Source organism: Aeromonas sp. ASNIH4, assembly GCF_002934425.1.
Lineage (GTDB): Bacteria > Pseudomonadota > Gammaproteobacteria > Enterobacterales > Aeromonadaceae > Aeromonas > Aeromonas hydrophila.
Genome location: NZ_CP026217.1, coordinates 495,370 through 507,132, shown reverse-complemented (window position 1 = coordinate 507,132; position 11,763 = coordinate 495,370). Strand labels below are relative to the sequence as shown.

General features: G+C 58.6%; 9 protein-coding genes and 1 tRNA gene. 4 read left to right on the top strand and 6 right to left on the bottom strand.

Translation table 11 applies throughout. The features are described from left to right. The first annotated feature begins 99 nt into the window (after positions 1-99). The 3 genes from C2U40_RS02380 to C2U40_RS02370 all read left to right on the top strand — a co-directional run bounded on the left by C2U40_RS02380 (position 100) and on the right by C2U40_RS02370 (position 3,861). Entirely contained in the window at positions 100-474 is a 375-nt protein-coding gene (locus C2U40_RS02380; RefSeq protein ID WP_011704785.1) for a cytochrome b562, read from the top strand. Next, positions 455-1,009: a cytochrome b/b6 domain-containing protein gene (locus C2U40_RS02375; protein WP_103829262.1), complete on the top strand. Its 555-nt coding sequence runs from the start codon at positions 455-457 to the stop codon at positions 1,007-1,009. The genes C2U40_RS02380 and C2U40_RS02375 overlap by 20 nt, the downstream gene beginning before the upstream one ends. Positions 1,010-1,284: 275 nt before the next feature. Continuing rightward, on the top strand, positions 1,285-3,861 hold the full coding sequence (locus C2U40_RS02370; RefSeq protein WP_103829263.1) for an alpha amylase C-terminal domain-containing protein: 2,577 nt from the start codon (positions 1,285-1,287) through the stop codon (positions 3,859-3,861). 78 nt (positions 3,862-3,939) lie between these two features. Here the strand turns inward: C2U40_RS02370 and C2U40_RS02365 are convergent, their stop codons facing one another. The 6 genes from C2U40_RS02365 to rpsU all read right to left on the bottom strand — a co-directional run bounded on the left by C2U40_RS02365 (position 3,940) and on the right by rpsU (position 10,520). After that, the gene (locus tag C2U40_RS02365; RefSeq protein WP_158656423.1) at positions 3,940-5,139 is read right to left on the bottom strand and encodes an ISL3 family transposase; all 1,200 of its coding nucleotides are present in this window, start codon (positions 5,137-5,139) and stop codon (positions 3,940-3,942) included. 479 nt (positions 5,140-5,618) lie between these two features. Beyond that, positions 5,619-5,695 (bottom strand) — tRNA-Ile (locus C2U40_RS02360). A gap of 195 nt (positions 5,696-5,890) precedes the next feature. Next, the gene (gene rpoD / locus C2U40_RS02355; protein WP_011704782.1) at positions 5,891-7,747 is read right to left on the bottom strand and encodes an RNA polymerase sigma factor RpoD; all 1,857 of its coding nucleotides are present in this window, start codon (positions 7,745-7,747) and stop codon (positions 5,891-5,893) included. 222 nt (positions 7,748-7,969) lie between these two features. Continuing rightward, positions 7,970-9,757 (bottom strand): DNA primase, encoded by a 1,788-nt coding sequence (gene dnaG / locus C2U40_RS02350; protein WP_024946181.1) that lies wholly within the window; start codon positions 9,755-9,757, stop codon positions 7,970-7,972. 88 nt (positions 9,758-9,845) lie between these two features. Then, a complete protein-coding gene (locus C2U40_RS02345) occupies positions 9,846-10,289 on the bottom strand; it encodes a GatB/YqeY domain-containing protein (protein ID WP_016349543.1) in 444 nt (147 codons plus the stop codon). Positions 10,290-10,304: 15 nt separating this feature from the next. Continuing rightward, positions 10,305-10,520: a 30S ribosomal protein S21 gene (rpsU, locus tag C2U40_RS02340; protein WP_005309452.1), complete on the bottom strand. Its 216-nt coding sequence runs from the start codon at positions 10,518-10,520 to the stop codon at positions 10,305-10,307. A gap of 179 nt (positions 10,521-10,699) precedes the next feature. Between rpsU and tsaD the strand changes: the two genes are divergently transcribed. Next, entirely contained in the window at positions 10,700-11,713 is a 1,014-nt protein-coding gene (tsaD, locus tag C2U40_RS02335; RefSeq protein WP_024946180.1) for a tRNA (adenosine(37)-N6)-threonylcarbamoyltransferase complex transferase subunit TsaD, read from the top strand. The last annotated feature ends 50 nt before the right edge of the window (positions 11,714-11,763 follow it).

The following is an 11,763-nucleotide window of genomic DNA, read 5'->3' as shown; positions in this document are numbered from 1 at the left end:
CACGCACTGTCATGGCATCATGCCTGTGATGAATCCAAATAAGGGTTCATAAGAAGCCACACAAGATCGATAAGCATGTCGTTTAAATAAGGAAATCCCATGTTGAAAACTGTTCGCCCCCTGTTGCTGCCCCTGATGTTTGGCCTGATGACCCTGCCCGCCATGGCCGGTGAGCTGGAACAGCCGATGAAGAAGATCGGCTTCAACTACAAACAGGCGGTCAAGGCCGACGATGCCGCCACCATGGAAAAATACATCAACGAGATGAAGGCGCAGTTCGACATCGCCAAGCAGAAGAACATGCCGGCCGCCAAGAAAGAGAAGTTTCTGGAAGGCATGAACGAAGTGCAGACCGAACTGGATGCCAGCCTGGCAGCCCTCAAGGCAGGTGACGAAGCCAAGGCGCGCGAGCACCTGGCCAAGGTCAACGACCTGAAGAAGGAGTACCACAAATATGCCAAGCAAAAAGGCTGATCCCTTCCACTGGGATAGTCTGGTCCGCCTCACCCACTGGGGTGTGGCGGCCATCTGTATCGGCAACCTCTGGCTCAACGAGGCGGGCGAGGAGTGGCATGAACGGCTGGGTTACCTAGCCATCGCCCTGATCAGCCTGCGCCTGGCGTGGGGGCTCTCGTTTGCCAAGGGCCATGCCCGGTTGCGAGCCCTCATCCCAAGCCGGGAAGATTTTCGCCAGCAAGCGGTGGAGCTGCGCGAGCGCACGCCACCGGCTCCCGGTCACCACGGCAGCGGCAAGCTGGCGGTCTGGACACTCTGGCTGCTGATCCTGGCCACCGCCGGCACCGGCTGGTTCCAGAATACCGAGATGGGGTTCGAACTGGGGGCGGACGACTGGCACGTCTGGTGTACCTGGGCCCTGCAGGGCATGATAGCGCTGCACCTGCTGGCCATCCTGTTCACCTCCTGGCGCCAGCGCAGCAATCTGGTGAAGCGCATGTTGCCAAGGCGCCGCGGCAAGGCCCGGGCCTTGCCGCAGGAATCTGACGCCTGAATACTCATGGGGCCCTGCTGGGCCCCTGTTCATTGCTCTGCCACTCCCCTGATCCCACACTACCCGCCGGGTCCCCGGCTCTTGCCCTCTCTTTCGCCGCTTGCATCGCTAGGGGTCATGAAAGCATTTTCATTCACATTTCTTAATTAATTCAGGCTGTTCGATTTTCAACCACTGCGATTTCATGAATGCTACTGAGCTGAACGAGGTTGTTCGTTGTCCGTTCGACTACACGACAGTGATATGTCAATAACAAGATCGAAGGGAAAATCGTCATGCACAGCACACTGCTTCGAACCGCCCTGCTGACGGCGGCACTCGGCTCTTTCAGCCACACTGCCACCGCCGAAGGGGTCATGGTTCACCTGTTCCAATGGAAGTTCAACGATATCGCCAACGAGTGCGAAACCGTGCTCGGGCCCAAGGGGTTCGGGGGCGTCCAGATCACCCCACCGGCCGAGCACAAGCAGGGCAGCCAGGTCTGGTGGACCGTCTATCAACCCGTCAGCTTCCAGAATTTCAACAGCTTCGGTGGTAGCGAGGCGGAACTCAGAAGCATGATCGCCCGCTGCAACGCAGCCGGGGTCAAGGTCTATGCCGACGCCGTCTTCAACCAGCTGGCATCGGGTTCAGGCACCGCCACCGGTGGCGGCAGCTACAACGCAGGGCAGTACCAGTATCCCCAGTTCGGCTACAACGACTTCCACCACAGCGGCGACATCACCAACTACGGCGACAGCAACAACGTCTGGAACGGCGCCCTCTACGGCATGCCGGACCTCAATACCGGCTCTCCCTACGTGCAGGATCAGATCGCCACCTACATGAAAACCTTGCTCGGCTGGGGCGTGGCGGGCTTTCGCATCGATGCGGCCAAACACATGGCCCCGACCGACGTGAAGGCCATCCTCGACAAGGCGGGCAGCCCCAAGGCCTACCTGGAGGTGATCGGCGCAGGCGGGGAGTCCGCCGACATCCAGCCGGGTCGCTACACCTACATCGATACCGTCACCGACTTCAAATACGGCACCGATCTCGCCGCCAACTTCAACGGCCAGATCAAGAACCTCAAGACCCTGGGCGAAAGCTGGGGCCTGCTCCCCTCCGCTAAGGCCTTCGTCTTCGTGGTCAACCACGACCGCGAACGCGGCCACGGCGGTGGCGGCATGCTCACCTTCATGAGCGGCGCTCGCTACGATCTGGCCAACACCTTCATGATGGCCTGGCCCTATGGCTGGAAGCAGGTGATGTCGGGCTATCGCTTCGAAAACATGAGCACCTATGAAACCGACAAGGGGGCACCGGGCAGCACACCTTGCACGGACAGCCAGTGGAACTGCGAACAGCGCCGGCCGACCATCATGAACATGGCCCTGTTCCACAACCGGACCGAAGGCCAGCCGGTCAGCAACTGGTGGGACAACGGCAACAACCAGATCGCCTTCGGCCGCGGTGACAAGGGCTTCATCGCCATCAACAACGAGAGCGGCAGCCTGGTGGCCTCGCTGCAGACCGCGCTGCCGGCCGGCGAGTACTGCAACCTCTTGGGCGGCAATGACTACTGCAGCAGCGGCTATGTCACCGTCGACGGCAGTGGCAAGGCCAGCCTGAACGTGCCCGGCATGAAGGCGGCCGCCATCATCGCCGGTTGTACCAAGGCCAGCCCCTGCGGTGGTTCCGCCCTGCCGGGCACCAAGTTCAGCAGCATGAACCTGCGCGGTACCCACAACGCCTGGGGCAATACCCCCATGACCGTCGATGCCAACCGTGTCTGGTCAGCCACCCTCACCCTGACCGGCAACGGTGACGCCACCGGCGCCCAGCGCTTCAAGTTCGACGTCTTCGGCAACTGGGCCGAAAACTACGGCGACAACGAAGGGGATGGCATCGCCGACAAAGGCAGCAGCAAGGATATCTTGGTCAGCGGTGCGGGCAGCTACCGCATCACCCTGAACGAAAGCGATCTGCGTTACACGGTCACCCCCCTCACCAGCAACCAGGCGCCGGTGGCCGCCCTCTCTCCCAAGACCCTCAGCGTCAAGGCGGGTGAGAGCGTGGTGTTCGATGCCTCCGCCTCCCGCGACGACGGGGGCGTGGTGAGCTACAGCTGGTCCAGCGGTGGCACCGCCGCCACCGAGACGGTCCGGTTCGATACCCCGGGCACCCATACCGTGACGGTCACCGTGACCGATGCAGAAGGGTTGACTGCCAGTGCCAGCGCTACCGTGACCGTCACCGACGACAACGGCACCTACGCCAGCGTGCTGCCCACCCTGAATTTCCGCGGCACTCCCAATGCCTGGGGATCCCTTGCCATGACGCTGGTCGCCGACAATCAGTGGGAGGCTCTGGTCACCTTCGATGGTCAGGCAAACCAGCGCTTCAAGTTCGACGTCAAGGGGGACTGGAGCAAGAACTATGGTGACACCAACAAGGATGGAGTGGCCGAACTGGCCGGCAGTGACATCCTGACCTCGGTCACCGGCCAGTATCGGGTGCGCTTCAACGATCAGACCCTGCAATACAGCCTGACCCCGGTCAGCGTCGGCTACGCGAAGAACTTCGCCAGCCTGAACATTCGCGGCACCACCAACAACTGGGGGGCCACCCCCATGTCGCTGGTAGGCGATCACCTCTGGCAGGCCAGCATCACCTTCACCGGTAGCGGCGATGGCAACGGCGCTCAGCGCTTCAAGTTCGACGTCAAGGGCGACTGGACCCAGAACTACGGCGACACCAACAAGGACGGTGTGGCCGAGCTGGCCGGCGCCGACATCACCACGGCTGTAGCCGGTGTCTATGTGGTGCGCTTCAACGACCAGACGCTGGCCTATAGTCTGAACGCCCAGTAAGGCTCAATACGCTCGGTCACCAGACCCTGAAGCACTGAACCAGGCTTCCCACCATCGGTGGGAGGCCTTTTTTTAGGTTCATCGCGTCTTTCCGGGGAAGGCGGCCTTGATTTTCAGGAAAAAGTATTCTGAGTCCCGAAACCCATAGGCCATGCGTTTTATCACCTTGATTCGATTATTCACCCCCTCCAACTGGCTGGTGTGCATTGGAAAGAGGGCGCTCGCTAAGATGCCTCGGATGTAACGCCGGAGGTTTCTGGCAAAATCCTTCAAGGGTGCCAGACCACTTTCCCTGGCGTGCCGCGTCCAGCCCCTCCACCGTCGCCAGCCTTCCCGGATGTCGGGGGCGTACCAAATTTCCTTCAAGGCATCCTTGAGTACATAGGCTGTGGCCAAGGGCTGATTGGCGGCCAGTAGTTCCTGCAATTGCACCTCTTGCCCTTCCTTGAGGTTCTCCCGATTGCGCAGCAGCAGCCAACGCGCTTGCTTGACCACCTTGCGAGCTGGCTTGTCATGCTGCAATGCGTTGGCCTGATCCACCCGGATACGGTCTATCACCTTCCGACCGTAGCCCGCCACGACATGGAACAAGTCATAAACCACCTCGGCTTGCGGACAGTGCTCTTTCACCTCCAGATCGAAGGCGGAGTTCATGTCCATGGCAACGGCTTCAATCTGTTGGCATTGTTCGCCCAACAGCTTGAAAAAGGGGCGAATGGCCTCCCGGCTATTACCGTGGCCCACCCACAACACACGAGTCCGTTCAGCATCCATGATCACAGTGGCATAACGATGGCCTTTATGCAGGGCGAACTCGTCCATCACCAGCCGTCGCACAGCGCCAGGTTCAAAGGTGCCAACACTGGCTTGGAGTCGGCGTATGTCGATGGTCTTGATGGTATGCCAATGCAGTCCGGTGAGCAGGTTGACATGACTGATGGGCATCAACTCAAGCAAGGCCTCAACCCAGCTCTGCAATCGTTGTGTGATGCGTGAACTGGGAGGCAACCACGCGATATGTTCAGACACCCGGCCGCAGTGCAGGCAGTCAACGCGACGGATGGGGACTTGCAGGCGAACCCGCAGTTCAAACAGATCGCGGTCACGGACTAGGCGGGTGCGACGATCGTGGACCAATGGGCAGGGCTGATGACACTTGCCACAAAGAGGCAGGTGGTTAGAACGAGGTTCAAGAGCGAAAGTAATTTGTGTGGCACAGCGGCTATGGACAGAAACGTCGTAGCCTGGCCAGAACGAGGCAAAATTAATATCATGCATAGTGACAGCAGGGTGAAGGAACCGGTTTGTTTGGCGACTACCAGTTTACCCGATCCCTGTCTGTCAACTTACCTTTCCCCACGCTTGCGCGAAGAACCTTTTTTTATGGCGTCATGCCACTGCGTCCAGCCGGCCGCTCAGCAGGCTGATGCTCTGGCGCCATGTCCAGGCTCATTTCAAACCATGCCCCCCCTCAACGCCGAAAAAAGGCGCGCTCAAGGTCACAGCGCATCGCACGCAAGCCGAACAGCATGATCACATGACCAGCCTGCCCGACAGGCTCAGGCGAGAGGATCAGGCTATCCCTTACTCTTGCAGAAAGCCGCCACAGCGAGGCTCTACGATGCTTCACGGTGCGAAACCTTGTCCGGTTCTGGCTATTTGTATTGCGTTGTGAGCCGCATGTCGAAGCCCAGGGGCCGGCGCCGGTGAACGCCAGAAACGACAAAGCCGCTCAAGAGAGCGGCGTTGTCTGAAAATGGTGGCCCCTGGGGGACTTGAACCCACGACCAATCGATTATGAGTCGACTGCTCTGACCAACTGAGCTAAGGGGCCATTGATACTGGTTTGCGGCGTGGATTATAGGGGATGGCGGATACCCCGTCCATAGGCATATCAACCACTTGGCGAGATTTCATCCATATTCAAGCGGTTCCGTGACTCATCTTCATGCCCCCGTCACCACGGATAAAACAAAGCCCCGCATGGCGGGGCTTTTTGACAGCAGTTACGGGTTGGACCCGCCCAGGATTACTCGTCCAGGAAGCTGCGCAGTACTTCGGAGCGGCTCGGGTGGCGCAGCTTGCGCAGCGCCTTGGCTTCGATCTGACGAATACGCTCACGGGTAACGTCGAACTGCTTGCCCACTTCCTCGAGGGTGTGGTCAGTGTTCATGTCGATACCGAAGCGCATGCGCAGTACCTTGGCCTCGCGGGCGGTCAGGCCGGCCAGCACTTCGCGGGTGGCGTTGCGCAGGCTCTCGCTGGTGGCCGCATCCGCTGGCAGAGCCAGGGTGGTATCTTCGATGAAGTCGCCCAAGTGGGAATCTTCATCATCACCGATGGGCGTCTCCATGGAGATGGGCTCTTTGGCGATCTTCAATACCTTGCGGATCTTGTCTTCCGGCATGCCCATGCGCATGGCCAGCTCTTCCGGGTTCGGTTCACGACCCATCTCCTGCAGCATCTGACGGGAGATACGGTTGAGCTTATTGATGGTCTCGATCATGTGTACCGGGATACGGATGGTACGGGCCTGATCCGCGATGGAGCGGGTAATAGCCTGACGGATCCACCAAGTCGCATAGGTCGAGAACTTGTAGCCACGACGGTATTCAAACTTGTCTACCGCCTTCATCAGACCGATGTTGCCCTCCTGGATCAGATCCAGGAACTGCAGACCACGGTTGGTGTACTTCTTGGCGATGGAAATAACCAGACGCAGGTTGGCCTCGACCATCTCTTTCTTGGCGCGGCGGGCCTTGGCCTCACCGATGCTCATGCGACGGTTGATGTCCTTGATCTGGGCGATGGACAGACCGGTCTCTTCCTCGATCTGCTGCAGCTTGCCGATGGCGCGCAGCACATCTTCGTCCATCTCGACCAGACGCGGTGACCAGGCCTTGCCGGCCTGCTTCTGGTATTCGAACCAGGCAGTTTCGCACTCGTTGTTGGTGAAGGCCGCGACGAAGGTCTTCTTCGGCATCTTGGCCTGCTCAACGCAGAGTTTCATGATGATGCGTTCCTGCACGCGGACCCGCTCCATCATCTCGCGCATGTTGTTGACCAGGCGATCGAACTGCTTGGGCATCAGGCGGAATTGACGGAATACATCGGCCAGCTGGGCAATCGCAGCCTGAGTATCTTCGTGCGCACGACCATTCTGCTGAATGGAGAGACGAGTTACTTCGTACTGGGCGCGCAGATCACCGAACTTCTCGCGAGCGACTTCCGGATCCGGACCACCGTCGCCATCATCATCGGAGTCATCACCATCACCGTCTTCGTCTTCATCTTCGTCTTCATCTTCGTCAGCCAGATCTTCTTCGCTGAGCTCGGAGCCGATGTGAGTAGCGGTCGGGGCGACGTCATCGGTCTCGTTGGGATCGATGAAGCCGGAAATGATGTCGGACAGACGCAGCTGTTCCGCTTCGTATTTGTCGTACTGCTCAAGCAGATAGGTAATCGCTTCCGGGTACTCGGCGACGGAGCTTTGTACCTGGTTGATACCGTCTTCGATGCGCTTGGCGATGTCGATTTCGCCTTCGCGAGTCAACAGTTCGACGGTACCCATTTCCCGCATGTACATGCGGACGGGATCGGTCGTACGACCAATCTCGGATTCAACAGATGCCAGTGCCTGGGCCGCTGCTTCGGCAGCGTCCTCATCGGCGGTACCACCTTCAGCCATGATAAGGTCATCGGCATCCGGGGCGTTTTCCACCACTTGAATGCCCATGTCGTTGATCATCTGGATGATGTCTTCGATCTGGTCAGAGTCGACAATGTCTTGCGGGAGGTGATCGTTCACCTCGGCATAGGTCAGGTAGCCCTGTTCTTTACCTTTGGCAACGAGGAGTTTAAGCTGAGACTGCGGGGTTTGCTCCATAGAACTCATCCGGTTGGTGTTGCTAGGTTGCGCGTACAGTGCGCTGCTGCGCAAATAGCCAATTGTAATAGAAAACCGCCAGACATGCTATGTCTGGTTGCGGCGTCGGTCATGAGAAACCCCTGCCCGCAGTATTGTCGGGGCCAGGCGGTTATAAAATGTTTGCTTTTAATCCCGTCGATTCGGGCAACGGTATTCATATTGGGGTTAATCACTCAAATATCAAGCCCCACTCTCATTTCTTTTCTCAATTTGCACCTCTCTGATCAGCATCATCAGCTCTTGAGTTTCCTCAGAGCTTAGCCCTTCCTGCGCCACCTTGGCCTGCAATTCCTCGATGCGCTGCTTCAGGAACAGGTTGATGAAACCGACGAAAGTATCCTGCAATTCTCCCAGAATATCCGGCTCCTGGTCGAGTTTTACCTCTTCAAACAGATCATGCATCGCCAGTTGCGCCAGGATCTCTCCCTCTTTGGTGCCACGCCAGTGCTCCAGCAGGATGCCCGTCGTGACCCCGGGCTGAGTCAGGATCTGTTGATGCAACTGCAGCAAGAACCTGATGCCCTGCAGGCGCAGTCCAGCCAGTTCAGGCATGGCCGGCAGCTCGGCCGTGATCGCCGGATACTGCACCATCAGTGCCAATGCCCGGCGCAGCGGCGTCAGCTTGGCCGCCTTGGGTTTATTGACCTCGGCCTTCGGCTGACTGTTGCGGGCAAACAGTTCGGCGATTCGCTGCTTGTTCTCCCCCCAACGCATCATGCTGGAGAGGCGGGTGATCAACCCCTCACGCGTGAAACCTTCCGGGACTCGCCGGATCAGCTCGGCGGCCTTGTTGGCCACTTCGAACTTGCCCGCTTCACCGGAAAGAGCCGCATCGCGCCCGAGGCGCTCAAACATGAAGTCGGCGAACGGCTGGGCCTGGTCGAGCAGAGCTTCAAATCCCTCCTTGCCTATCTGGCGCACCAGCGAGTCAGGATCCTCCCCATCCGGCAAAAACACGAACTTGAGTTCACGGCCGTCCTGCAGATGGGAAAGTGCATTGTCCAGCGCCCGCCAAGCCGCTTCCCGACCGGCATTGTCGCCGTCGTAGCAGCAGACGACCTCGGCCGTGGTACGAAACAGGGTATGGATATGGTCGCTGGTGGTCGCGGTGCCCAGCGCCGCCACCGCATAATCGATGTCGTACTGGCCGAGCGCCACCACATCCATATAGCCTTCCACCACCAGGATCCGGCGCGGATCCTTGTGTGCCTGCTTGACCTCGTAAAGGCCGAACAACTCTCGCCCCTTGTGGAAGATGGGTGTTTCCGGCGAGTTCAGATACTTGGGCGTCCCCTCCCCCAGCACCCGGCCACCGAAACCGATGACCCGGCCACGCTTGTCACGGATCGGGAACATGATGCGATCGCGAAAGCGATCATAGCTGCCGGGCCCGCTGTCACGAGTGATCAGCATGCCGCCCGAGATGAGTAACTGCTCGTGCTCCCGGCTGGCGCCAAAGCGCCGACGCACCTGATCCCAATCGGCAGGGGCATACCCAATGTTGAATCGCTTGACCACTTCACCGGTCAGACCGCGCCCCTTCAGGTATTCCACCGCCTGCGGCGCGTTCTTGAGATTGCTCTCGTAGAAACGGGCAATCTGGTTCATCAGCTCGAACAGATCCTTGCTGACCGCAGGTTGGCTGCTGCTGGCCCCACCTGCTGTCTGCTCACGGGGAACCTGCATGCCATGCAGGCTGGCAAGTTCCTCAATGGCATCGGGAAATTCGAGCCCGTCATACTCCATGACAAAGCCGATGGCATTGCCGTGAGCGCCACAGCCGAAGCAGTGATAGAACTGCTTCTCCTGACTGACAGTAAAAGAGGGGCTTTTTTCGTTATGAAAAGGGCAGCAAGCCTGGTAGTTCTTACCGGCTTTCTTCAGCCGCACCCGCGAGTCGATCAACTCGACTATATCGGTGCGTACGAGCAGATCATCGATGAAGGATTGTGGGATCCTGCCTGCCATAACCGTCCTGTTTCATTGCATAGAAAATAAAAAAGCCGCGCATTCCCAGGGAAGCACGGCTTCTTTGACCAAACAAGAGAGTTGCCTGTTACGCCAAGCGGGTTTTCACCTGAGCACTGACGGCGCCGACATCGGCACGCCCCTGAATTTTCGGCTTCAAGACAGCCATGACTTTGCCCATGTCAGCCATGACGGCAGCACCACTTTCAGCGATGGCTTGCTCAATCAGTGCGGCAATTTCGGCTGCAGTCAGCTGTTGCGGCAGGAACTCCTGCAACACAACGATCTCTGCGGACTCTTTGTCGGCAAGATCCTGGCGACCGGCAGCTTCAAATTGACTGATGGAATCACGACGCTGTTTGACCATTTTGGTGACCACAGCGAGGATATCCTGATCATTGAGCTCGACACGGGTATCAACTTCACGTTGCTTGATTTCAGCCATCAACAAACGGATCGCTCCCAAGCGAGCCTTGTCTTTGGCAAGCATGGCGAGTTTTTGTTGATCCTTGAGTTGATCCTTCAGCGACACGGCATGAACCCTTGATTAGTACAGGCGGATACGACGTGCGTTTTCGCGGGACAGCTTCTTGGCGTGACGCTTAACAGCAGACGCTTTGGCACGCTTGCGAATGGTAGTCGGCTTCTCGTAGAACTCACGGCTACGAACTTCGGACAGGATACCGGCTTTTTCGCAAGAACGCTTGAAGCGACGCAGAGCAACGTCAAACGGCTCATTTTCACGGACTTTGATTACTGGCATGTGCCTTTCACCTCAGTGATAAATTGTTAGCTGACCTTCAATCGATCAGCATGTCTTAAAATGGTGCGAAATTATACTCTGGACAGGGAATGAAAGTAAACCCGCAGAGATCGCTCTGGTTTAAAAAACCCGCGAAGGTTACCATAGCCGTCTCATTTTAGCAGTGAAATTTTTTAGCAATGCGTGTATTGGGCATAGAGACATCCTGTGACGAAACCGGGATCGCGATCTTCGACGATCAAAAAGGGATCCTTTCCCACCAGTTGTATAGCCAGGTCAAGCTGCATGCGGACTACGGCGGCGTCGTTCCCGAGCTGGCCAGCCGGGATCACGTCCGCAAGACGATCCCCTTGATCCAGGCCGCGTTGCGAGAGGCGGGACTGGGCAAGGACGACATCGACGGCATCGCCTACACCGCAGGTCCGGGCCTGGTTGGCGCCATTCTGGTGGGGGCCACCATAGGCCGCTCGCTGGCGATGGCCTGGAACAAACCGGCCATTGCCGTACACCACATGGAAGGCCACCTGCTGGCACCCATGCTGGAAGAGCGAGCCCCCGAGTTTCCCTTCGTGGCGCTGCTGGTCTCCGGCGGCCACTCCATGCTGGTACGGGTCGATGGTATCGGCAGCTATCAGCTGCTGGGCGAGTCGATCGATGATGCTGCAGGCGAAGCCTTCGACAAGACGGCCAAGCTGATGGGACTGGATTACCCAGGCGGCCCGCTGCTCTCCCGGCTGGCGGAGAAGGGCACTACCGGGCGCTTCACCTTCCCGCGTCCCATGACCGACCGCCCCGGGCTCGACATGAGCTTCTCCGGCCTCAAGACCTTTGCCGCCAACACCATCGCCGCCAACGGTGATGATGAACAGACCCGCGCCGATATCGCCCGAGCATTTGAAGACGCGGTAGTCGACACCCTGGCCATCAAGTGTCGCCGTGCCTTGAAGGAGACCGGCCTCAATCGCCTGGTGGTGGCCGGCGGCGTCAGCGCCAATCGTCACCTGCGCGCCCAGCTGGCCGAGCTGATGGAGAGCCTCAAGGGGGAAGTGTTCTACCCGCGCACCGAATATTGCACCGATAATGGCGCCATGATCGCCTATGCCGGCATGCAGCGCCTGAAAGCCGGGGTGTTCGAGCCACTGGCAGTCAAGGCCGTGCCGCGCTGGCCGCTGGATACCCTGGATCCGGTTTGATCCAGCGGATCCTGCAGACATGAAAAAGGGGCCTTTGGCCCCTTTTTGTT

Bases quoted from the DNA above. Each gene is read 5' to 3' on its own strand.
- C2U40_RS02380 (WP_011704785.1), top strand. From the start codon at position 100: ATGTTGAAAACTGTTCGCCCCCTGTTGCTGCCCCTGATGTTTGGCCTG.
- C2U40_RS02375 (WP_103829262.1), top strand. From the start codon at position 455: ATGCCAAGCAAAAAGGCTGATCCCTTCCACTGGGATAGTCTGGTCCGC.
- C2U40_RS02370 (WP_103829263.1), top strand. From the start codon at position 1,285: ATGCACAGCACACTGCTTCGAACCGCCCTGCTGACGGCGGCACTCGGC.
- C2U40_RS02365 (WP_158656423.1), bottom strand. From the start codon at position 5,139: ATGCATGATATTAATTTTGCCTCGTTCTGGCCAGGCTACGACGTTTCT.
- rpoD (WP_011704782.1), bottom strand. From the start codon at position 7,747: ATGGAGCAAACCCCGCAGTCTCAGCTTAAACTCCTCGTTGCCAAAGGT.
- dnaG (WP_024946181.1), bottom strand. From the start codon at position 9,757: ATGGCAGGCAGGATCCCACAATCCTTCATCGATGATCTGCTCGTACGC.
- rpsU (WP_005309452.1), bottom strand. From the start codon at position 10,520: ATGCCAGTAATCAAAGTCCGTGAAAATGAGCCGTTTGACGTTGCTCTG.
- tsaD (WP_024946180.1), top strand. From the start codon at position 10,700: ATGCGTGTATTGGGCATAGAGACATCCTGTGACGAAACCGGGATCGCG.